Source organism: Caulobacter sp. (assembly GCF_017744445.1).
In the GTDB taxonomy this organism is placed as follows: domain Bacteria; phylum Pseudomonadota; class Alphaproteobacteria; order Caulobacterales; family Caulobacteraceae; genus Caulobacter.
In genome coordinates this window covers 102,794-124,124 of sequence record NZ_JAGIBH010000006.1, presented here as the reverse complement: position 1 = coordinate 124,124, position 21,331 = coordinate 102,794, and the positions used below count along the sequence as shown (strand labels likewise).

25 protein-coding genes and 2 tRNA genes are annotated in these 21,331 nt (G+C 68.2%); 13 read left to right on the top strand and 14 right to left on the bottom strand.

What is annotated here, in order from left to right; all coding sequences use genetic code 11:
- Positions 1-213: 213 nt before the first annotated feature.
- Entirely contained in the window at positions 214-351 is a 138-nt protein-coding gene (locus J7528_RS10565; protein WP_291873791.1) for a hypothetical protein, read from the top strand.
- 4 nt (positions 352-355) lie between these two features.
- On the opposite strand, the gene J7528_RS10560 is transcribed toward J7528_RS10565, so the two are convergent.
- Together J7528_RS10560 and J7528_RS10555 are read right to left on the bottom strand one after the other, a co-directional pair.
- Positions 356-736 (bottom strand): hypothetical protein, encoded by a 381-nt coding sequence (locus J7528_RS10560; RefSeq protein WP_291874413.1) that lies wholly within the window; start codon positions 734-736, stop codon positions 356-358.
- A 144-nt stretch (positions 737-880) separates the two neighbouring features.
- Positions 881-1,210, bottom strand: coding sequence for a DUF1491 family protein (locus J7528_RS10555; protein ID WP_291873789.1), 330 nt, complete (start codon positions 1,208-1,210; stop codon positions 881-883).
- 75 nt (positions 1,211-1,285) lie between these two features.
- Between J7528_RS10555 and J7528_RS10550 the strand changes: the two genes are divergently transcribed.
- Positions 1,286-2,167: a hypothetical protein gene (locus J7528_RS10550; protein ID WP_291873787.1), complete on the top strand. Its 882-nt coding sequence runs from the start codon at positions 1,286-1,288 to the stop codon at positions 2,165-2,167.
- Positions 2,168-2,365: 198 nt separating this feature from the next.
- Here J7528_RS10550 and J7528_RS10545 read toward each other — a convergent pair whose 3' ends face one another.
- Positions 2,366-4,111, bottom strand: coding sequence for a HAMP domain-containing sensor histidine kinase (locus tag J7528_RS10545; protein WP_291873784.1), 1,746 nt, complete (start codon positions 4,109-4,111; stop codon positions 2,366-2,368).
- Between the two features lie 198 nt (positions 4,112-4,309).
- Here J7528_RS10545 and J7528_RS10540 point away from each other — a divergent pair, with 198 nt between their 5' ends.
- From J7528_RS10540 to J7528_RS10520, 5 genes are all read left to right on the top strand, one after another.
- Positions 4,310-5,104, top strand: coding sequence for a HAMP domain-containing sensor histidine kinase (locus J7528_RS10540; RefSeq protein ID WP_291873781.1), 795 nt, complete (start codon positions 4,310-4,312; stop codon positions 5,102-5,104).
- Positions 5,105-5,148: 44 nt separating this feature from the next.
- The gene (locus tag J7528_RS10535) at positions 5,149-5,574 is read left to right on the top strand and encodes a SufE family protein (protein WP_291873779.1); all 426 of its coding nucleotides are present in this window, start codon (positions 5,149-5,151) and stop codon (positions 5,572-5,574) included.
- Positions 5,558-6,499: a rhodanese-related sulfurtransferase gene (locus J7528_RS10530; RefSeq protein WP_291873777.1), complete on the top strand. Its 942-nt coding sequence runs from the start codon at positions 5,558-5,560 to the stop codon at positions 6,497-6,499. Before J7528_RS10535 ends, J7528_RS10530 begins: the two co-directional genes overlap by 17 nt.
- Positions 6,500-6,557: 58 nt before the next feature.
- Entirely contained in the window at positions 6,558-7,007 is a 450-nt protein-coding gene (locus J7528_RS10525) for a PA2169 family four-helix-bundle protein (protein ID WP_291873774.1), read from the top strand.
- A 74-nt stretch (positions 7,008-7,081) separates the two neighbouring features.
- Complete coding sequence (locus J7528_RS10520) at positions 7,082-7,384, top strand: helix-turn-helix domain-containing protein (RefSeq protein ID WP_291873772.1); 303 nt, start codon at positions 7,082-7,084, stop codon at positions 7,382-7,384.
- Here the strand turns inward: J7528_RS10520 and yghU are convergent.
- On the bottom strand, positions 7,357-8,235 hold the full coding sequence (gene yghU / locus J7528_RS10515; protein ID WP_291873769.1) for a glutathione-dependent disulfide-bond oxidoreductase: 879 nt from the start codon (positions 8,233-8,235) through the stop codon (positions 7,357-7,359). The genes J7528_RS10520 and yghU overlap by 28 nt on opposite strands.
- Before the next feature lie 111 nt (positions 8,236-8,346).
- The gene (locus J7528_RS10510; protein ID WP_291873766.1) at positions 8,347-8,820 is read right to left on the bottom strand and encodes a GatB/YqeY domain-containing protein; all 474 of its coding nucleotides are present in this window, start codon (positions 8,818-8,820) and stop codon (positions 8,347-8,349) included.
- A gap of 188 nt (positions 8,821-9,008) precedes the next feature.
- Between J7528_RS10510 and J7528_RS10505 the strand changes: the two genes are divergently transcribed.
- Entirely contained in the window at positions 9,009-9,758 is a 750-nt protein-coding gene (locus J7528_RS10505) for a glucose 1-dehydrogenase (protein WP_291873762.1), read from the top strand.
- On the opposite strand, the gene J7528_RS10500 is transcribed toward J7528_RS10505, so the two are convergent.
- The 7 genes from J7528_RS10500 to J7528_RS10470 form a co-directional block, all read right to left on the bottom strand.
- The gene (locus J7528_RS10500) at positions 9,755-10,480 is read right to left on the bottom strand and encodes a DUF6456 domain-containing protein (RefSeq protein WP_291873760.1); all 726 of its coding nucleotides are present in this window, start codon (positions 10,478-10,480) and stop codon (positions 9,755-9,757) included. The two genes, J7528_RS10505 and J7528_RS10500, sit on opposite strands and share 4 nt — an antisense overlap.
- Positions 10,480-10,848, bottom strand: coding sequence for a helix-turn-helix domain-containing protein (locus J7528_RS10495; RefSeq protein ID WP_291873758.1), 369 nt, complete (start codon positions 10,846-10,848; stop codon positions 10,480-10,482). Before J7528_RS10495 ends, J7528_RS10500 begins: the two co-directional genes overlap by 1 nt.
- Positions 10,849-10,994: 146 nt before the next feature.
- On the bottom strand, positions 10,995-11,861 hold the full coding sequence (locus J7528_RS10490) for a hypothetical protein (protein ID WP_291873756.1): 867 nt from the start codon (positions 11,859-11,861) through the stop codon (positions 10,995-10,997).
- A 9-nt stretch (positions 11,862-11,870) separates the two neighbouring features.
- On the bottom strand, positions 11,871-12,794 hold the full coding sequence (locus tag J7528_RS10485) for a sugar kinase (protein WP_291873753.1): 924 nt from the start codon (positions 12,792-12,794) through the stop codon (positions 11,871-11,873).
- 126 nt (positions 12,795-12,920) lie between these two features.
- A complete protein-coding gene (locus J7528_RS10480; protein WP_291873752.1) occupies positions 12,921-14,678 on the bottom strand; it encodes a DUF885 family protein in 1,758 nt (585 codons plus the stop codon).
- Between the two features lie 99 nt (positions 14,679-14,777).
- Positions 14,778-14,852, bottom strand: a tRNA-Gly gene (locus J7528_RS10475).
- A 49-nt stretch (positions 14,853-14,901) separates the two neighbouring features.
- Positions 14,902-14,976: transfer RNA gene (locus J7528_RS10470), tRNA-Gly, on the bottom strand.
- Between the two features lie 149 nt (positions 14,977-15,125).
- Here J7528_RS10470 and J7528_RS10465 point away from each other — a divergent pair.
- Entirely contained in the window at positions 15,126-15,986 is an 861-nt protein-coding gene (locus J7528_RS10465) for an SDR family oxidoreductase (RefSeq protein WP_291873749.1), read from the top strand.
- 115 nt (positions 15,987-16,101) lie between these two features.
- Positions 16,102-17,046, top strand: a complete 945-nt coding sequence (locus J7528_RS10460; RefSeq protein ID WP_291873747.1) for a class I SAM-dependent methyltransferase — start codon at positions 16,102-16,104, stop codon at positions 17,044-17,046.
- 3 nt (positions 17,047-17,049) lie between these two features.
- On the opposite strand, the gene J7528_RS10455 is transcribed toward J7528_RS10460, so the two are convergent.
- Positions 17,050-17,922, bottom strand: a complete 873-nt coding sequence (locus tag J7528_RS10455; protein WP_291873744.1) for an alpha/beta hydrolase — start codon at positions 17,920-17,922, stop codon at positions 17,050-17,052.
- A 56-nt stretch (positions 17,923-17,978) separates the two neighbouring features.
- Here J7528_RS10455 and J7528_RS10450 point away from each other — a divergent pair, with 56 nt between their 5' ends.
- The 3 genes from J7528_RS10450 to J7528_RS10440 all read left to right on the top strand — a co-directional run bounded on the left by J7528_RS10450 (position 17,979) and on the right by J7528_RS10440 (position 20,620).
- Positions 17,979-19,151, top strand: coding sequence for a glycosyltransferase family 4 protein (locus tag J7528_RS10450; protein ID WP_291873741.1), 1,173 nt, complete (start codon positions 17,979-17,981; stop codon positions 19,149-19,151).
- Positions 19,148-20,119: a glycosyltransferase family 9 protein gene (locus tag J7528_RS10445; RefSeq protein ID WP_291873738.1), complete on the top strand. Its 972-nt coding sequence runs from the start codon at positions 19,148-19,150 to the stop codon at positions 20,117-20,119. Before J7528_RS10450 ends, J7528_RS10445 begins: the two co-directional genes overlap by 4 nt.
- A gap of 111 nt (positions 20,120-20,230) precedes the next feature.
- On the top strand, positions 20,231-20,620 hold the full coding sequence (locus J7528_RS10440; RefSeq protein ID WP_291873736.1) for a GIY-YIG nuclease family protein: 390 nt from the start codon (positions 20,231-20,233) through the stop codon (positions 20,618-20,620).
- Between the two features lie 13 nt (positions 20,621-20,633).
- Here J7528_RS10440 and J7528_RS10435 read toward each other — a convergent pair whose 3' ends face one another.
- Positions 20,634-21,233 carry a YitT family protein gene (locus J7528_RS10435; protein WP_291874411.1) on the bottom strand — a complete coding sequence of 200 codons (600 nt, stop codon included), beginning with the start codon at positions 21,231-21,233 and terminating at the stop codon, positions 20,634-20,636.
- Positions 21,234-21,331 lie beyond the last annotated feature (98 nt).

Here is a 21,331-nt window from a genome sequence, read left to right as displayed (position 1 = left end):
GAGTTTTGTCGCCCAGGCGACTGAGCGATGTCGGCTTGATGAAGGCTTGGAACGGCGTTCGCCGAAACCTTGGGCGCAACCCCGCCCACTCCCTGTCCGTTTCGCCTAGGGAAGCGACAAAAAGCCCCTATTCGAAAAATGGGTTTGGAGTCATGCTTCCCTCATCCTGCACCGACGGCGTCAGATCGTCGGGCGACTGGAGGAAATCGAACGATGGCCCTGCTTGACCATCCTCACCGCCAAGGCCGGCAGCATCCGGCCGGCAGCGCGCTGTGCTTCGGGATCACCATTGCCGGACTGGTCGTCCTGGCCGTGACCCTGAGCTGGCTGTTTACGCTGATCCGTTTCTAGGTCGCTAGGCGGCCAGGCGCCGCCAGACCTGACGGTCGGCTTCGACATTGGTGAGCGCGCCGGAATTCTGGCGCTGAAGCAGTGCGGCCATGACTTCCAGGCTCAGCTGCGCGTAACGCACCTGAACGTCCTCCTTGCGGCAGCCACGTCCCGGCGCGATGAACAAAGCCGCATTCACATCCGGTCCCTTGGCCACGATAAGGGCCGCCAGGCGCTCGGCGCGTTCACGATCCTTGTGCTGCAGCAGCGGCTCTTCGGCGAACAGTTCCTTGCCCAGTTCCCCGACATAGTTCAGCGACAGCGCCGCAAAACGGTCGCGGGTCATCGGCGGCGTCAGTTCGGCCGCGTCGAAACTCAGGATCACGTCGTTCATCAGGAAAAGCATGGCGAGCACTGGGGAGAGCGTTTTGGAGGCCCGCTCAAAATGCCTCAAACACGCTTTAGGTCCGGTTTAGGAGCAGGGTTAACGCCGCGCCTAAGTCGAGTTCTCCACAGACGCTCCACCTAAGAGATTCGAATCCCGCTGCTTTCAGGCCTCGACCGGTTCGGTCAGGAAGTGGCGGCCGTCCCGGTCCTCGATCTCGATCACCCAGACGTCCGGATCGATGCGGGCCGCGCGTTCGGCATAGGCGTCGAGGTCGGGTTCGAACTCTGAACGCACCGGCTGCATCCAGAACCGTTCGCCGTCGCCGCGCGTGGCCTCGCTGTAGAGCCGCGCGGTCCCGGCCCGGCGGTCGACCACCTTGACCAGCACCGCCCCCGCCCGCTGGTCGCCCTTGCGGGCCACCATGGCGAAGGCCCCGCCCAACTCCGCGCGGCGGATCAGCGCGCCTACCCAGATATCCGTCGAAAGAAGCATCCGCTAACCGAACCGCAACTACAGCGCCCCTATAGGTCGCCCTCTAAGTCTCGAAGCATACGAGAACTACCGCCTATGACGCACCAGAAAGGTCGCGGGGCGCGATGGATCGGGGTGTCGATTGGGCTGGCCGCCTCGGCCATCCCCAGCGCGCTGCTTGCCGCCAACGCCGCCGACCAGCTCTACGAACGCACGCTGATGACAGCGGCTGACGGCCGCTGCCGGCTGTTCACGCCCACCATCTCCGCGGCCCTCGACGCCTCCCGCGCCCAGGCGCGCGGCGCGACCCTGCGTTCGGGCGCCAGCGAGCAGCAGGTTACCGCCCTGGAGGGCCGGGCCCGCGCCAAGGCCGCCGGCGCGGCCTGCAATTCCAAGGACCTGACCCTGGCCGCCAGCCGTGTGAAGAAAGCCTTCGAAGGCTATTCGCAGATGCTGAGCCAGGTTTATCCAGGCGATGTCGCGTCGTGGAAGGCCGAGCGCTCGGTCTCGGCGACCATCCCCGTCTGGCGGCTGTCGCAACCGTCCAGCTTCGGCGCCGATCGCCTGATGTTCGGCCTGGCCGGCCGCGCCAAGGCCGTCACCGCCGTGGCCACCTTCGACAACGGCCAACGCCCCTATGCCGCGCGGATCATCGTGCGCGACACCAACCGGACCCTGGGTCCCTACATCGCTACCGGCGCCGGCCGCAATCTCGCGAGCAAGGTCGCGCCGCGCAACGCCAGCCTGGTGTTCACGGCCGAGACCCGCGAGGAAGCCCCCCTCACCCTGCTGCCGACCGGCGCCAAGACGGGCCTGGCCTTCCGCTTCCCGACGGCGGCGGCCGACGCGATCTCGCAGCTGGACCCGCGCGAAGCGGTGACGGTGGAGTTCGCCTTCACCGGCCGCGGCGACGAGGTCACCCGCAAGGCCTATGTCGAGGTCGGGGATTTCGCGGCGGGACGCGCGTTCCTGCGGTAGAGGCAGAATTCTCGCCTACCCCAAAGCTGCCTTCCTAGGCCTTGTGCCTAGGACCCATGGCGACGCCAGGCTCTGAGCCGTCGGCTGCGCATCGGCAGCGTGGTCGCTCACTGCCACTTCACGCGAACCGGACAGATGGGTCCTAGGCACAAGGCCTAGGAAGACAGAACCGGGAATATCCGAGCGTGTTCCGCCCACTCAGCGCGGCGCGAAGGCGATGACGTTGTCGCCGAGGTTAGCGGTCGGCGGGGCCGGCGGGCCTTCTTCGGGCGTGGTCAGGTCTTCCACCGCCATCGGCTCGGTCGCGGCCGTGCGCAGCGGGGTCAGCAGCACCGGCAGGCGCACCGACACGCTGGTGCCCGCGCCCAGGCGGCTTTCGATCGTCATCTCGCCGCCGTGCAGCTTGGCGAAGGCGCGGACCAGGGACAGGCCCAGGCCCGTGCCCTTGGCGCGCTGCTCGACACCGCCGGCCTGCTCGTAGGGACGGCCCAGACGTTCCAGATCCTCGGGAGAAATGCCGACGCCGGTGTCGGCGACGATGATTTCCAGCACGCCGTCATAGCCGTGGGCCGTGACCGTCACCTGGCCGCCGCGCGGCGTGAACTTCAGGGCGTTGGAGACCAGGTTCAGCACGATCTGCTTCAAGGCGCGGCGGTCGGCGTCGACCTCCAACTCGCCCGGCGGCAGCACGCCGCGCAGCTGGACATTGGCGGTGTCGGCCTGGACGCGCAGCAAACGCATGGCCGCCTGCACCGCCTCGCGCGCGTCGAAGATGCCGCGCTGCAGCTCGAAGCGCTCGGCCTCGATCTTGGACATGTCCAGCACGTCGTTGATCAGGTCCAGCAGGTGACGGCCGCTCTCGTGGATCAGCTCGGCATATTCACCGTAGCGGTCGCTCAAGGGGCCGAACATCCGGCCGCGCATGATGTCCGAGAAGCCCATGATGGCGTTCAGCGGCGTACGCAGCTCGTGGCTCATATTGGCCAGGAAGCGGGCGCGGCCGGCGGCCAGGGCCTCGGCGTCGGTGCGGGCCTGGTCCAGCGCGGTCTCGCGGTTGCGCTCGGCGGTGACGTCGCGCAGCACGCCGACCAGTTGGTTGGGCGAGACGCGGACCAGGTCGATGGCGACGATGCGCTCGACGCCCAGGGCCGGGTTGAAGGTCAGGCTGGCCACGCCCTCGCGGTGGGCGGCGGCGATGGCGGCGGTCAGGCGCTGGCGGTCGCCGGGCGCGGCCGCGCCGGTCAGGCCGCGATTGACCAGGTCGACGGTGGTGACGCCGGGCGGCGGCGCGCCGCGCACGGCGGTCACCTGCCCCTGGCCCTTGATGGCGATGGCCAGGTGCGGCAGGCCGTCCAGCAGGGTTTCCAGCGCCAGGATCTCGCTGGCGTTGCGATCGTCGCGCGCGCCCTGGCGGCGGCGGCCGATCAGCAGGCCGGCGGCCAGGCCCAGGCCCGTGGTGACCAGGGCGAGAAAGCCCAGCACGAAGCTCAGCGGGCCGCTGGGCTCGGGCGGGGCCAGGCCGGAAAGCTGGGTGAGCGCCGCCACGCAGCCGCCGATCAGCGACAGGGCCGCGCCCTCGGCCAGACGCCGGGACTGGTTCATGATCGAGGCCGCCGCGACCGGGGCCAGGCACCAGGCGGCCATCGCGCCGGAGACGCCGCCGGTCAGCACCGCCGCCAGGGCGCCGCCTACGGCCCACAGCACCAGCAGAAGCGACTGGCTGCGCTCGTCCTCGCGGGTGAAGATCAGGGAGGCGAAAGCCGGAACCGCGCCAGCGCCCAGCGCCGCCCAGATGGGCCAGCCACCCTCGTCGGTGAACAAGGTGGCCGCGGCCGCCAGGCAGATAGCCGCCAGCCATCCCAGGCGCCACGCATGCGCGGGATCGAACCCCGCCGCGCGAGCGGCCGGGCGCCTGATCGGGTCTGGAAGCGTCTCGAATTCCAAAGGCCGTCGACTTCAAGCGCGGTGCGGGAAGGATCACCGTCGTCAAACCTTAACGCGGAGCCGCCGATCTCCCAAGGCCGCACAATCGTTAAGCGACCTTTCCTCGTGGACTCGTTGTGGACGGAAACGGATTCGTAAGCGCCCGGCTGCATAATCCTCAGTTCAAGTCGTCACGGACAGAAGGTCCGGGAGCCTACCATGCCAGAACCGGCGTCCCTGGACGCATTGTCGGACCGCACGTTCGCGGAGACCGACCCGGCCGAGCGCCGGGCGGCCGCGATCGAGCGTCGACGCCTGGCCCTCGACGACCGCAAGCGGTCGTTCCTGCGCATGGTCAGCCACGAGCTGCGCACCCCGCTGAACGCCGTGATCGGCTTCTCCGAGATCCTCTCCCAGGAGCTCTACGGCCCCCTGGGAAGCCCGCAGTACAAGGAGTATGCGGGTATCGTCCACGACAGCGGCCTGAAGCTGCTGAAGCTGGTCAACCAGATCGTCGAGATCGCCCGCCTGGAAGGTCACGTCACCGATATCGAGATGACGCCCGAGAGCCTGGACGAGGCGATGGAGGATGTCATCGACGCTCTAGGGTCGGAAATCCGTCGCCGCGACGTGATCGTCCACCTGGTCGGCGAGCGATCCCTGCCGGCGGTCCTGGCCGACAGCCGCGGCCTGCGGACCATGCTCACCAATCTCTTGCAAAACGCCGTTACGCACTCGCCTGCCGGGGGAGTCGTGCATGTCGCCGCCGCCAAGATCGGGCGCGAGGTCGAGATCACCATCCGCGACCAGGGCCCGGGCGTGGAGAGCGCGGAACTGCCTCGCCTGCTGCAGCCGTTCGAACAGGGCGGCTCGACCCTGACCCGTACGGCCGAGGGCGTCGGCCTGGGCCTGCCGATCGTCGACCTGCTGTCGCGCGCCATGGGCGGTTCGCTGAAGCTGTCGTCCAGTCTGGGCGCCGGCTTCCTGGCCCGGCTGATCCTGCCTGCGGCATAGCCCCGCGCTTGCCTTGAACCGGCGCGCCGCCTAAGTGGCGCCTCATGACCAGCCCAATCGACACCGCCCTCAACGACCTCGCCGACGAGTTCGAGCTCCTCGGCGACTGGGAGGAGCGCTATCGCTACGTGATCGAGCTGGGCAAGGAACTCGAGCCCCTCACCGACGCCGAGCGCTCGGAAGAGAACAAGGTGCGCGGCTGCGCCAGCCAGGTGTGGCTGGTCACCGAACCGCAGGCCGACGGCTCCCTGAAGTTCCGCGGCGACAGCGACGCCCATATCGTCAGCGGCCTGGTGGCCATCATGCTGCGCCTCTATTCGGGCCGCATGCCCGCCGACATCGCCGCCTTCGACGCCAAGGGCGCGATGGACAAGCTGGGCCTGTCGGGCGCGCTGTCCTCCCAACGCTCCAACGGCCTGAAGTCGATGGTCGCTCGCATCCAGCACGATGCCAATGTCCGGCTCGCCTAACTATCGCGTCGCCGCGCTGTACCGCTTCACGCGGTTCGAAGACCCGGCGGCGATCCAGGGCCCGCTGGCCGCCCTGTGCTGCGGCCTGGGCGTCAAGGGCACCCTGCTGCTGGCCCGCGAAGGCATCAACGGCACCATCGCCGGAGAGGATGCCGCCATCGAGGCGGTGCTGGACCACATCCGCGCCCTGCCCGGCTGCGAAGGCCTGGCGCCCAAGACCGCCTGGGCCGAGCGCATGCCGTTCTACCGGATGAAGGTGCGCCTCAAGAAAGAGATCGTCACCCTAGGCGAGCCGGACCTGGACCCCACCGACGCCGGGACCTATGTCGCCCCCGCCGACTGGAACGCCCTGATCAGCGATCCCGAGGTCGTGGTGATAGACACCCGCAACGACTACGAGGTCGCCGTCGGTCAGTTCGAGGGCGCGCTGGACCCGAAGACGGCCAGCTTCTCGGACTTCCCCGCCTGGTTCCGCGACTGGCGCCAGGGGCTGGAGGCGCCGCCCAAGAAGATCGCCATGTACTGCACCGGCGGCATCCGCTGCGAGAAGTCGACGGCCTTCCTCAAGGCCGAGGGCGTCAGCGAAGTCTTCCACCTGCAAGGCGGTATCCTCGACTACCTGGAACAGGTGCCCGAGCCGGAAAGCCTGTGGCGCGGCGAGTGCTTCGTGTTCGATGAGCGCGTCGCGGTCGGCCATGGCCTGACGCCGGGAACCCACGCCCTGTGCCGGGGCTGCCGCATGCCGGTCTCGCCCGAGAGCCAGGCCTCGCCGCTGTATGTCGAAGGCGTCTCCTGCCCCGCCTGTCACGATCAGCGCTCGGACGACCAGAAGGCCCGCGCCGCCGAACGTCACCGCCAGGCCCTGCACTGCGAGACCCTGGGCATCGACCACGTCGGCGCGACACAGCCGGCCAAGACTGGCTGAACCGTTCGCGGTCGCCCCGCGTTGACCCGGCTCCCCTTCCCTAGCGAGGAGCCCCGCGATGCATACGAACGAAGACCACATCAAGCTCGTCAACGGCCTGGTCGAGACCACCATCGACAGCGCCGACGGCTATGCCGAGGCCGCCAAGGACGCCGACAACTCGCGCTACAAGGACCTGTTCGAACGCCGCGCCCAAGAGCGCCGCACGGTCGCCTCGGACCTGCAGGACGAGGTCCGCCGCCTGGGCGGTCAGCCCAAGGACGACGGCACCATCCTGGCCGCCGCCCACCGCGCCTTCCTGAACCTGAAGGACGCCGTGACCAAGGGCGACGAAGCCGTGGTCAGCGAGGTCGAGGCCGGCGAGGACCACATCAAGGCCAAGTACGAAAAGGCCTTGCAGGACACCGACGTCGATCCTCAGACCCGCGCGGCGATCGAAAAGGCCTGGACCTCGGTGAAGTCCGGCCACGACCAGATGCGCGATATCAAGCACATGCTGAAGCACTAGGCCGTAGAAACTGTCATCCCGGCCAAGCGCGCAGCGCGCCGAGCCGGGATGACAATTCGGGCGCGCCACCGCATATGAAGGCCATGGAAGACGCGTCGCGCCCTGTTCTAGACGACCGCCAGGTCAACCTGATCGCCAAGGCCCTGGCCGATCCGCGCCGCCGCCAGATCCTCAAGGAGGTCGGCGCGGCCAGCGAACCCTTTCCTTGCGGCGCGATGGCCCAGCACGTGCCCGTGACCGCCGCCACCCTCTCGCACCACATGAAGGAGCTAGAGACGGCCGGCCTGATCAAGATCTGCCGCCAGGGCAAGTTCGCCTTCCTGGTCCTACAGCGCGACGTGCTGAACGCCTATCTGGCCCAGCTGGCCGAGATCTGAACGAAATCGGCGGCGTCGTGCCGCTCGCGCAGGAACGATCCCGGCGCGCCCGAGGTGCGATTGACGATCCGCCCCCGCGCCACGGCGGGCCGAGCGGCGATCGCCTCGTACCAGCGCAGCAGGTGGACATATTCTTCCACGGCCAGGAAAGCGTGGGTGTTGTAGACCCCGTACAGGCTGCCCGGATGCCAGGGCCAGACCGCCATGTCGGCGATGGTGTACTGGTCTCCCGCCAGGAATTCGTTTGAAGCCAGATGCGTGTCCAGCACGTGCAGCTGGCGCTTGGTCTCCATGGCGTAGCGATCGATGGCGTACTCGATCTTGAACGGCGCATAGGCGTAGAAGTGGCCCAGCCCGCCGCCCACGAACGGCGCCGTGCCCATCTGCCACATCAGCCAGTTGAAGGTCCGGGTCCGCGCCCGCGCCTCGGTCGGCAGGAACGCCCCGAACTTCTCGGCCAGATAGACCAGGATCGACCCGCTCTCGAACACGGGCGTGGCCGGATCAGTCGAGCGATCGACCAGCGCCGGGATCTTCGAGTTCGGATTGATCTCCACGAAGCCGCTTCCGAACTGGTCGCCCTGGAAGATGTCGATCAGCCAGGCGTCGTACTCGGCGCCCGCATGGCCCGCCGCCAGCAGTTCCTCCAGCAGGATCGTCACCTTCTGGCCGTTCGGCGTGCCCTGCGAATAGAGCTGCAGCGGATGCCTGCCGACCGGCAGCGCCCGCTCGAACCGCGCGCCCGACACCGGCTGGTTGAGGCCGCCGAACGCGCCGCCATAGACGGTCTTGGGGGCCCAAACCTCTGGCGGCACATAGCCGGCAGGCTGGTTTTCGGCGGGGTCGGACATGAGACGCTCCTGGGCTGATTGGCCGGCTGGCCGCCTCAAGGTCGTCTCATGCGCCCCGCCTCGGGACTATTCCCCGTTTCGGCAGAGTCTTTTCCGCATCGCGGCGTCGACCTACCCCTTTGCCAAGGCGCTGGCCGACTTGCCGTCATACTGACCGCCGAAGCTGGTCTTCAGGTAAGCCATGATCGCCCCGACATTGGCGTCGGGGTTCTTGGTCTTGAAGTCATTGATGACCTCGCGCAGCTCGGCTTCCGTCATCTGCTTGGGGCCATACGAGGACAGGATCGCCAGTTCGGTTTCAGCCGCCTTGATCCGCTCATCCACCTTGGACGCATCGCCGCCGGCTTCGGCCAGGCGGGCGCGTTCGGTCGCCAGGTTTTCCAGCGTCAGCTTGGTGTTCTTCACGAACTTCGCGACGGTGGCGACGACCTTCTCGTCCGAGACCTCCGTCACGCCGCGCTTGAATTCCTCGGTCGTGATCTGGGTCGCTTCGCCGATCAGGGTGGTGAGCACATCGGCCTTCAGGCGGTCGTTCTGCTTGCGCGCCGCCAGTTGGTCCGCCTTGAGCGCGTCGAGCAAAGCCATGTCGTCGTCCTTTCAGTTCACTCTGTTCGAGGACAGAGCCATCCCGTTTCCGGGCCACTTCTAGCCTGCATCGACAGGCATGCAAAAATTCTCGTCTCCTCGCTCATTGAATCACTTCGATGATTATCTAAATGTCGAAGCGTTCGCCGATAAGGGCGACCGGCCTCTGGCCGAACGGAGAGAGATCAATGAGCAAGCTTACCGGCAAAACCGCCGTCGTGACCGGCGCCTCGAAGGGCATCGGGGCGGCGATCGCCAAGGCCCTGGCCGCCGAGGGCGCAGCCGTGGCGGTCAACTATGCCTCCAGCCGCGAAGGCGCCGACAAGGTGGTGGCCGAGATCGTCGCCGCCGGCGGCAAGGCCATCGCCGTCAAGGGCGACGTGGCCAAGAGCGCCGAGGTGACGGCCCTGTTCGACGAGACCGTGAAGGCCTTCGGCGGCGTCGACATCCTGGTCAACAACGCCGGCGTCTACGAGTTCGCGGCGCTGGAAGACGTGACCGAAGCCCACTACCGCCGCCAGTTCGACATCAACGTGCTAGGCACGCTGCTGTCGGCGCAGGAAGCGGCCAAGCGCTTCGGCCCCGAGGGCGGCAGCATCATCAACATCAGCTCGGCGGCGACCACGGTCGATATCCCGACCGCCTCGGTCTACACCGGCACCAAGGCCGCCGTGGACTCGATCACCCGCGTGCTGGCCAAGGAGCTGGGTCCGCGCAAGATCCGCGTCAACGCCATCTCGCCCGGCGCGGTCGAGACCGAAGGCACCCACACCATGGGCATCATCGGCAGCGAGCTGGAGACCCAGATGATCGCCCAGACCCCGCTGGGCCGCATGGGCCAGCCGTCGGACATCGCGCCGGTGGCGACCTTCCTGGCCTCGCCGGACAGCTACTGGATCACCGGCGAGATCATCGCGGTCGCCGGCGGCAACCGCTAAGCCATCCGGTAATGCTGCGCCAGGCGTTGCAGGGCGAGTTTCAGGACCGTCTTGCCCGCCCGGCGCGGCAGCTTCAGCGCGGCTTCCGCCTGCTCCAGGGCCGAGCCCATCAGGCACACCTTCTCCAGAATCTCGCGCAGGCCCGGACCGACCGCCGCCAGCGCCTTGGCGATCCGCTCGCGGGTCGCGTGGTCGCGTTCGGCCGGCGCCAGGCGCGGACGACCGCCCGAGACGCGGGGCGTCAGGTCCCAGCGCATGGTGGTGCGCCCCTGCGTTCCCAGGCTCTCGAATTCCTCGCGCAGGCGCTCGCCCGCGGCGGCCTCGATCGCCGACAGCCATGGCCGCCCTGCCCCGTCGCGACGCCGGGCCAGCCAGGCGATCGGCGACTCCCCCAGATTGCGGCGCACCTTGCCTTCGGCGGTTTCGACCACCGCTTCGATCACGCCGGGGCGTCCGGGCGGCGGCGCGACAGGGTCGAGCCGCGCGGTCATCGCCCAGCCGCCCTGCGGACGCACCTTCAGGGTCGCCTCCCGGGCCAGGACCTGGAAGGCGGCCTCGTCCAGCACCAGCATCACGCTGCGCCGCCGGCTGGCGCCCAGCCGCACGCCGTAGCCGACGCCCTGCGCCTCGATCACCGCGCCGGGACGGGCCAAGAGCCGCATAGCGCGCTCCGCCAGCCGGCGAGTCTCCAGCTCCGCCTCGAAGATCGCGTCGACGCTCATCACGGCATCCCCTGGGCGTGGGCCGGCGCCTGGCGCAGGCAGGCTTCCAGCTCGGCCAGACGGCGGTCGAAGGCGGCGTCCTCGCGCAGGTCCTCGATCTTGCGGCAGGCGTGGCCGCAGGTCGTGCGGTCGCGGCCGAACGCGAAGGCCACCCGCGCCAGCGGCCAGTGGAAGGTGATGTGAGTCAGGTAGATGGCCAGCTGCCGCGCGCGGACGGCGGCGTGCGAGGCCCGCTTGGGCGTCGAGATCTCGGCCGCCGGCACGCCGGTGGCCAGGGAAACGAGATGGGTGACGAAGCCGACCGTCAGGCGGTCGCGACGGGGATCGGGCGTGATCGCCCAGATGTCCTCAAGGGCTTGAACCAGCATGGCGTCCTCTCCTCTCGACCGCGAGCGCGGCCGATGGATACGACTATAGGTTTATTTTCCTGAGGAGAGGAAGATATTCCTATTATACTCAAGCTCCATGAACATAACTCATTGATCTTATTGGATAGCAGATCGCCAATTCCCGCTCAGAGACGAGCGTTCGCGCCCTGGACGCTCACCACCGGGATGCGTTCGAGAATCACACACATCTGGTCCAGCCAGGCCTTGTCGCTGGCGCCCGCCGCTCGCAGGGCGCGGCACATCGCGATCGACGCCTCGCGGCTCGCGTGGGGGCCAAGCGCCAGGATATCCGGCGGGCAAGCCTCGCGCACCGCCTGGACGATCTCCGGCGACGGCTCGGGGCCTTCGGCCAGCCAGCGCTCCGACTGGACAAAGCCCCCGCCGGCCAGCAGGCGCATCATGTGGTTTGGTCGCGCCTCCAGCCTGACCTGGCCCGAGGCGTTCACCGCCAGGAACGGAAACAGCGGGGCCAGGAACGGCAGCGCCGTATTGGCGTAGAGACGCACGTTCCAATAGGGCTCAGCGATGCGGACGAAGTCCTCGACGGTCTCGACCAGGGCCAGGCCCGACGCCGCCAACGGCAGGATCTCGACCTTAGGCTTGCTCGGATCGACGGAGTCGTTGGCGACATCGACATAGAGGTCGCCCAGCACCATCGCGTTCTGGAAATAGCGTTCGCGCAGGATGCCCCAGACCTGCCGCCCCTCCCCGCCGCCGAGCAAGAAGGCCCGCACCGCCTCCTCGCCCGTGGACCGGGGCGCCTGCTGCATCCGCAGGCGCAGCCGCGTCATCACATCCAGGGTGATCTCCAGGCAATAGCCATAGGGATAGGGCTTGCCGTAGCGCGGCGCGTCGGTCGCCAGCGCTGCGTCCGTTTCCGCCCGCAGCGCCAGCAGCAGAGCCTCGATCGCGGGGATCGCGGGCGTCAGGAAGCGGGCGGCCAGGTCCGCCTGGACGGGGCTCGGCTCAAGCGCGTCGGGCAGTGAAATCATGAGCCGTGCCTAGGCGACGTTCAGCGCCACGTCGTGGGGCAGGATGGCGCCCCGGTGCGAGACCACCAGCGCCGCCAGGGCATGGGCGCGCGCGACCGCTTCCGGAATGGACAGGCCCGCCAGGCGCGACGACAGGTAGGCGGCGTTGAAGCTGTCCCCCGCCCCGGTGGTGTCGACCGCCTTGACCCGCCCCGGCGCCGGCGTGGCCGTGCGGCCGTCTTGGCGATGGACATTGACGCAATGGCTCTCGTCGCGCGCCACTACCTCGGCGCCCGCCGCGGCCCACTCGCCGGCCAGGTCCTCGGCCTCGCGGTCATAGAGCGGGCGGCTGTCCTCGCTGCTCAGCGAGACGTAGCGGCACGACGGCACGACGCCGTCCAGCGCTTCGCGGGCGGCTTCCGCGCTGGGCCACAGGGCCGAGCGATAGTTGAAGTCCAGCGCCACGGCGACGCCGCGCGAATGGACATAGGCCAGCATGTCCTTCAGGCGCGCCCGGCCGATGTCGCCGACCACCGCCAGGGTCACGCCCGACAGGTAGACGAGGTCGCTGGCCTTGGCCGCCTCGATCAGCTGGTCGGCGGTGTGGGCCGAGAACAGGTCGCGGATCGGGGCCCGCTCGCGCCAGTAATGGAATTTACGCTCGCCGTGGTCATCGAGAACGATGGCGTAGAGGCCCGGCAGGCGGTTCTCGACCTGGCGGACCAGGCGGGTGTCCATGGCCTCGCGACGCATGGTCGACAGCACGCCCTCGCTGAAGGGATCCCCCTGTCCCAGCGCCGTGCAGTAGGCCACCTGGTCGCCCAGCCGGGCCATGTAGATCGCCGTATTGAACGTGTCGCCGGCATAGCCCATCCGGTACAGCGGCGCGCCGCCGTCATGAGCTTCCGGCGACAGCTCGACCATGCATTCGCCGAGGACGGTGATCTTGGCCATCTACGTTCTTCCCTCAAATCCTGTCATCCCGGCCAAGCGCGAAGTGCGCCGAGCCGGGACCGCCGGAAACGCGGAGCCTGTTGCGGTCCCGGCTCTTCGCTACGCTTCGGCCGGGATGACAAGCCCCTATTTCTTCTTGTTGTTCTGTTGACTGATCCAGGCGTCGACGCGGGTCTCCAGCACCGACAGCGGCAGCGAGCCGTGCAATAGCACCGCGTCGTGGAAGCCGCGTTCGTCGAAGCGGTCGCCCAGCTTCTTCTCGGCCTTCTGGCGCAATTCCAGCAGCTTCAGCTCGCCGATCTTGTAGGCCAGGGCCTGGCCAGGCCACGAGACATAGCGCTTGAGCTCGACCTCGATATTCACCGGCGACAGGGCGGTGTTGTCGGTGAAGCAGGCGCGGGCCTGGTCCAGGGTCCAGCCCTTCCAGTGCATGCCGGTGTCGGCCACCAGGCGGCAGGCGCGCCACATCTCGTAGGACAGCCGGCCGAACAGCTCATAGGGGTCGCGGTAGATCCCCATTTCCTCGCCCAGCCACTCCGAATAGAGGCCCCAGCCCTCGCCATAGGCGGTGAAGTAGAGGTTCCTGCGGAACTCCGGCACGCCAACCTGCTCCTGGGCCAGCGAGGTCTGGATGTGGTGACCCGGCGCGCCTTCGTGCAGCACCAGGGCCGGCAGCTCGTACAGCGGCCGCTGGTCCAGTTCCGAGGTGTTGATCATCAGCCCGCCGGCCCGGCCGACCTTGGGATCGCCGCCGAAATAGCGGCCGGTGGTATAGCCCTTCTCGATGCTGGCCGGCACCGGCCGCACGCCGTAGGTCAGGCGCGGCAGGACGCCGAAATGGGCCGGCAGCTGGTCGTCGGCGCGCTTGGCGATCTCGCTGGACTTCTCCAGCAGCTGCTGGCGGCTGGTCGCATAGAAGCGCGGATCCTTGCGCAGCATGGCGATGAAGGCCGTCAGGTCGCCCTGGAAGCCCGCGGCCTTCATGGCCTGCTCCATCCGGGCGCGGATACGGGCCACCTCGGCCTGGCCGATGTCGTGGATCTGGTCCGGCGTCAGGTCGGTGGTCGTGTGCCTACGCGCGAGGAAGGCGTAGTAGCGCTTGCCATCCGGCAGGTCCGAGGCCGCCAGGCTCCTGGCGGCGTGCGGGACATACTCGTCGGTCATGAATTTGACGAAGCTGGCGCGAGCGGGCGCGACCTTGTCAGTGACCGCCTTCTCGCCCTCAGCGATCAGGGCCGCGCGCTCGGGGATGCTGTCAGGCAACGCCCGCAGCGGCGCCAGCAGCGGGTCGTCGGACAGCGGCGTGGCGGCCGCCCGCTGGGCGCGCTCAAGCACCGCCTGAGCCGTCGGGACGGCCTGGACGAAGCCGCTGGCGACGCCGCGCCGGGCATTGTCGATATTGGTCGCGTACCAGCTGGGCATGCCGTTCAACAGCGCGATCCAGCGGCGCGCCTCGTCGGCGTCGCGCAGGGTCGTGCCGCTGGCCCGGTAAAGCATCATCACGTCGAAGCCGCCGTCACTGCTGAACGGCATGCGCGCTTCGTCGAAACCCGCCGCCTCGATGCGGTCGCGCAGGCTGAACAGCAGCAGGTCGCGGGTCAGGCGCTCATCATCGCCCAGCCCCTTGTCGCCCATGGCCTTCAGCTCGCCCTGGATCTGCTTGAGCCTGGCGGTGCGATCGGCGTCGGCGGCCGGCGAGACGTCGGGCAGCTTCCAGCGCGCATCGGCCGAGCCGCCGGAATCAGGGTCCTCGCCCGGATCGCCCAGGGCCTCGTAGCGGATGACCAGCTTGGTCAGGTTGACGGACGCGGGTCCGGCCCAGGCGGCCGAGACCGTCAGCGCGGCGAGGCAGACACCGGCCAGGCAGGATGCGATGCGAGTCATGCGGCGGAGCTTAGGCCAAGCCGACGCGCAGGAACACGCGAATCGCCGGTCCAGATGAGGCCGTCGTCTGCGTCTAGGTTGTCCGGAAAAATTCGAGAATGGAGCGGGCGAAGAGATTCGAACTCTCGACCCCAACCTTGGCAAGGTTGTGCTCTACCACTGAGCTACGCCCGCCCATTCGCGAGATATGTACTCATCCAGACTACCCGAAAAGCCGGGAGAATGGAGCGGGCGAAGAGATTCGAACTCTCGACATCAACCTTGGCAAGGTTGCGCTCTACCACTGAGCTACGCCCGCATCGGAGGGGCTCAGAAGAGCGCCCCGCGACGAGGAGGCGGCTTATGGCAGAGGCCTTCGCGCTTTGCAAGCGCCCTTTGGGGGGTTGCGGAGCAGGTTTTTTCGGAGGCTAGATTCCGCCGGGTCTTCTGGGGGCGGAGTTCTAAGCGTTGCGTCTGTTTGTGTTCGGTCTGGGCTATGTCGGCGCGGCGTTTTCACGCGTGTTGCGAGCACGTGGCTGGGAGATCGCCGCCACGGCGCGGGACGCCAATCAGGCCGATCGGCTGCGCGCCCAGGGAATCACGCCCGCCGATCCGGACGACCGGGACGCCATGGCCGCCGCGCTCACCGGCGTGAATGCGATCCTGATCACCGCCCCGCCCGGCCCCGACGGCTGCCCGGCGCTCGAGTCGCTGATTCCCGCCCTGGCGCAGGCAGGGTCATTTCCCGATTGGATCGGCTACCTCTCCACGACCGGAGTCTATGGCGACTTCGAAGGCCGCTGGGTGTTCGAGACGTCTCCCCTCAAGGCCCAGTCGGTCGAAGGCGCTCGCCGCGTGGGGGCCGAGCGTGATTGGCGCCAGGTCGGGCGCGGCATGGGCCTGACGGTCACGACCTTCCGCCTGCCCGGCATCTACGGCCCCGGCCGCAGCGCCCTGGATCGCCTGCGGGCCGGCGAAGGCCGCCGCATCGTCAAGCCGGGCCAAGTGTTCAGCCGCATCCACCTGGATGACATCGTCACGGGCCTGCTGGCCTCCCTGGCGCGTCCTCGCGCCGGCGGCATCTACAACCTGGTCGACGACGCCCCGGCTCCGCCGCAGGATGTCATGGAGCACGCCGCCCACCTGCTGGGCGTCCCCGTTCCGCCGGACCTGCCGTTCAACGAACTGGGCATGTCGCCCGCCACGCGGCGGTTCTACGCCGAGAACAAGCGTGTCTCGAACGCCCGAGCCAAGGCCGAGCTGGGCTGGCGACCGCTGTACCCGACCTATCGCGAAGGCCTGGCGGCGATCCAGAAGGCGGGCGGCTGAAGCGCACGCGCTCAAAAAGATCGCTTGCCGATGGACTCAACTTTTGATTTCCCCCTTCACTGGCTGAAGGGGTGGCCGTAGCGACCTCGACACAAGTCGTACCAGGGAGGTCGCCATGAGTTATGCCGGCCCGAAACGTTTCCATGCGAACGCCCGCCAGGACTATGCGGCGTTCACGGATGCCGCGATCCGCTACGTCGCCAATCTCGCGCCAGACGATCGTCGGGGCCTGGTCGAAAAACCGCTGGATTGGCGTCCCGGGCATCCCAGCTATTTCACCGCGATGCTCCAGCTGCTCAGCGCGCTGCAAGCGCTGAACCTGCCGCCGGGCGCCCGGATCGTGGAGGTCGGCTCCGGCGCCGGATGGGCGACCGAAATCCTGGCTTCCCTCTGGTACCGCGTCGAGTGCGTCGAACCCTCGCCGGAAATGATCCAGGCGGCCCGCAAGCGGGTGCGCGAATATCTTCGACTGCGTGGCAGCGAGCACTTCTACCGTCGCGTGACCTGGCAGGCCGCCACGATGGAGGAGGCTCAGCTGGAGCCGGACTCCGCTGACGCGGTGATCTATTTCGAGAGCTTCCACCACGTCGTCGACGAGCATGTGGCGCTGGAGAAGACCCTGAACGCCCTGCGCCCCGGCGGCCAGCTGGTCATCCTGGGCGACTCCAACTGGATCCCGGGCAATGTCGAGCAGGAAGCGGCCTTGGCGGCGGAAATGGCCGCCTACGGGACACTCGAAAGCCCCCTTACCGCCGACTACATGACCTGGCTGCTGGCGGAGAAGGGCTTCGTCGATATCAAGCGCTGCCACTTGGTGAATGGCCTGACGCCGACGGACCGCGAGGCGGAACCGGTGAGGACGTTCGCGCTGATGGACGCCCATTGGGTCAACCTGGCCATCGCGCGGAAGCCTCAGGACGGCGCCTCCTCAGCTCCAGAGGACGAGTATCCCTATGGCCGTCCGCTAGAAGACAAACCGCCGAGCTCCGCGGGCTATCGCCTGCGACAGGCCGTGAGCCGGCAGCTGCGGAATCTGGCCGACGTCATCTCGGGCCGCTGACCGCTACTCGTCGTCGATCGCCGGCGCCCTCGGCGTGATCCCCACCGCGTCCAGCCCCGCCGCGTTGCGCAGCCTTGCCGCACGGGCCAGGCGGCGGGAGACCAGGTCGCCCTCCTCCGGCTCGGCCAGACCCTTGGCCTCCACGACGGCCGCGACCAGGCGCTCCAGGTCCTGAGGACGGGACAGGCGATGGTCGCCGTCCTTGATCAGGTTGAAGACGACGTTCTCGGATTTCAGGGCGTTGGCCAGCTCCAGCGCGTGGGTCCACGGCACGTCCGGATCCGCGCCGCCCTGCAGCACGCGCACGGGGATGTCGATCGGCACGGGTCCCGGCAGGATCGACCACCGCGCCCCGTCCTCCAGCAGCTCACGCGTGATGGCATAGCCGCCGTCGTCATACTCCGAGGGCCGGATCCAGAAGCCGTCGTTCGCGATGGCCGCCTTGGCCTCGGCCGAGAGTTCCGGCTCCATCAGCTTCTCGGTGAAATCCGGCGCGGGGGCGATCAGCACCATGGCCTTGACCCGGTCGGGCCGCGCGATCGCCGCCAGGCACGACAGCCAGCCGCCCATGGACGAGCCGACCAGCACCAGCGGCCCCGTGGTCAGCTCGTCGATCACCGCCAGGGCGTCGGCGCGCCAGCGGCTGATGGTCCCGTCCTGGAACCGCCCCTCCGACTCGCCGTGGCCGAAATAGTCGAAGCGGATGTAGCTGCCGCCGGTGGCCTTGGCCTGCTCGGCCAGCACCTCGGCCTTGGTCCCGGTCATGTCCGAATGGAAACCACCCAGCCACACGACCGTTGGTCCTTCGCCCTCCACGCGGCGAAAGGCGAGTTTCGAGCCGTCTTCACGCGCAAGGGCGCCCCGGGATTCGGTCATGGCGTCGCCTCGATCCTTTCGCTAACTAAAACCGCGTCGTTTTCGCCGAGAGTCGTGTGTCCGACCTACCCCCCGACTTCACCCTGCTGCAAGTGACGCCCGAGCTGGAAACCGGCGGGGCGGAGCAGACGACGATTGATGTCGCCCATGCGGTGGTGGCGCAAGGCGGCAAGGCCCTGGTCGCGACCAAGGGCGGGCGCATGGCCGCGCGCCTGGAGGCCGACGGCGGTCGCCTGGCCCAGATGCCGGCCCAGTCCAAAAACCCGCTGATCATGCTGGGCAACGCCGCCCGCCTGATCGACCTGATCAAGCGCGAGAAGGTCAGCCTGGTCCACGCCCGCTCGCGCGCACCGGCCTTCAGCGCCCTGTGGGCCGCGCATGCGACCAAGGTGCCGTTCGTGGCCACCTACCATGGGGTCTACAACGCCAAGTCCGACCTCAAGCGCTGGTACAACGCGGTCATGACCAAGGGCGATCTGGTCATCGCCAACTCCGAATACACCCGCCAGCACGTGATCAAGGAACACGGCATCGCCCCCGAGAAGGTGGTGGCCATCCCGCGCGGCGTCGACCTTTCGCGCTTCGAGCCGGGCGTCGTGCCGGCCACGCGGATCGACGCCCTGCGCAAGGCCTGGGGGATCGCCCCCGACGAGCGCCGCCTGAAGGTGCTGCTGGCCGGCCGCCTGACCCGCTGGAAGGGCCAGGGCCTGATGGTCGAGGCCATGAAGATCCTCAAGGAGCGCGGCGAGAACCGTATCCTGCTGCTGCTGGCCGGCGACGACCAGGGCCGCAAGGGCTACCGCGCCGAGCTGGAAGCCGCCATCGCCGCCGCTGGCCTGGAGGACGCGGTCAAGCTGGTCGGCCACTGCGACGACATGCCGGCCGCCTATCTGCTGGCTGACCTGGCCATCGCCCCCTCGCTGGAGCCGGAAGCCTTCGGCCGCACCGCCGTCGAGCCTCAGGTGATGGGCCGCCCGGTGCTGGCCTCGGACCACGGCGCCACGCGCGAGACGGTTTCGCCCGCCGAGACCGGCTGGCTGGTGCCGCCGGGCGACGCCCAGGCCTGGGCCGAGGCCCTGCTGCACGCCTGCGAGATCGGAGCCGCCGGTCGCCAGACCATGGGCCTGGCCGCTAGAACACGTGCGCGGCGGTTGTATTCGGTGGACGCTATGTGCGAAGCGACCCTCAACGTCTATGCACGCGTATTGGGTTTGGAGCGTTCGGCTTGAGCAAGGAGATCAAGAAGGTCCTGGTGATCAAGCTGGGCGCCCTGGGCGACTTCGTCCTGGCGCTCGCCGCGATGAAGAAGATCCGCGAGGCCCACCCCAAGGCTAAGATCACCCTGCTGACCACGCCGCCGTTCGAGGGCCTGGCCAAGCTCAGCCCTTACTTCAACCACGTCGAGACCGACGGACGCCCTAGCGACATCGGCGAGACGCTGGCCATGATCGGCCGTATCCGCAAGGCGCGCTACGACCGGATCTACGACCTGCAGACCAACAATCGCACCAACTGGTACTTCCAGCTGCTGCGCCCCTTCCCGCCGCAATGGAACGGCATCGCCGTCGGCGCCCAGCTGCCGCAGAAGGGCAAGGCCCGGCTGCGCATGCACACGCTGGAGCGGCAGGCCGACCAGCTGCGCGCGGCCGGCATCTGGCCCGACGCCCCGACCGAGCCGGGCAGCGCCCCGCCGCCGGACCTGTCGTGGATCCTGCGCAAGCACAAGGAGCCGCGCCCCGTCGCCGGGGCCGCCACGCCCAAGCCCTACGTCCTGTTCGTGCCCGGCGGCTCGGCCCACCGGCCCGAGAAGCGCTGGCCGGTCGAGTACTATGCCCAGCTGGGCTCGCTCTTGAAGGCGCGCGGCCTGGACATCGTGATCATCGGCGGTCCGCAGGAAAGCGCCATGGCCCGCCACATCCAGAAGGCCGTCGGCGGCGCCCGCGACCTGACCGGCCGCACCGACTTCGCCCAGCTGGCCGTGCTGGGCGCCAAGGCCGCCCTGGCCGTCGGCAACGACACCGGCCCGACGCACTTGTTGGCCGCCGCCGGCGCGCCGACCATCGTGCTGTTCTCGGACGCCTCGGACCCCGACCTGTGCGGCCCGCGCGGCCACGTGGCGGTAATCCGCTCGCCCGACCTCCAGGCCCTGCCGGTCAGCACGGTGGCCAGCGCGGCGATGGCGCTGCTGCCGCACTAAATCACAGCGTCGCCGGCCAACCCAAACCTGTCATCCCGGGCGAAGCGCAGCGAAGACCCGGGACCGCCGGAAGCACTATCGCCGGAACGGCGTTCTCACTATGTTCCAGGGATGCGAGAGCATTCTTACGCCGTCTACCTGATGACGAACACTCGGCGCGGCGTTCTATACGTTGGCGTCACGGCGAACCTGCAATATCGCGCCCAGCAACATCGCGAACATCTGCTTCCGGGTTTCACTGATCGCCACGGCTGCACGTGCCTAGTCTGGTTCGAAATGCACACCGATGTGGAAAGCGCGATCCATCGCGAGAAACTGATCAAGCGCTGGCGGCGAGACTGGAAATTCGCGTTGGTCGAGGCGCGCAATCCCGAGTGGGGCGACCTCTATCCGGCGCTCATAGGCGAGGCCGAATATCCTTGGCACGAACCACCCGCCGTTCCGGGGTTTGGCGGTCCCGGCTCTACGCTGCGCTTCGGCCGGGATGACAGGGAAGGATAAGCTCCGGCGGGGTCTAGTACCCCGCGTACCGGCCCGGCTTGTGATTAGCGATGATCACCGCGCTGAGCGCCACGGCGCTGGCGATGGATAGCAAGAGCTTGTCGAAGTTGATCGTGAAGAAGGCTGCGGCGATGACCAGGCAGTCGGCCGTCATCTGCACCTTGCCGGCGCTGATGCCGCGCCGCTCCTGAAGCCACAGGGCCAGCACCCCCGTACCGCCCACGCTGGAGCGGTGCCGCGCCAGGGCCAGGATGCCCATGCCGATGATCGTGCCGCCGAACACGGCCGAGAAGATCGGGTCCACCCGTTCGACCTTCAGCCAGTACGGCATGCCGAAGGCCAGGCCCGCCAGCAGCAGGTTGGTCGCCAGGGTCTTGAAGGTGAACGCCCAGCCCAGGGTCCGCTGGGCCAGCACATAAAACGGCAGGTTCAGCAGGAAGAACACCGTGCCCACCTGCCAATTGGTCAGATACGAGATGATCAGCGCCACCCCGGCCACCCCGCCGGTGACGAGGCCGGCGGCCTTCAGCAGGGTGAGTCCGACGGCGATGAAACTGGAGCCGATCAGGAGGGCGTGGACGTCCTCCAGGGCAGTGTGGCGATGCTGGGTCATGCAGGTCGGAAACAGGCGTCTCAAATCAGGGAAAACTCGTCCCCGTCCCGCCGTTTCCGCCCTATTGGCCGCTAGACCAGAAAAAACTGGACCTGCGC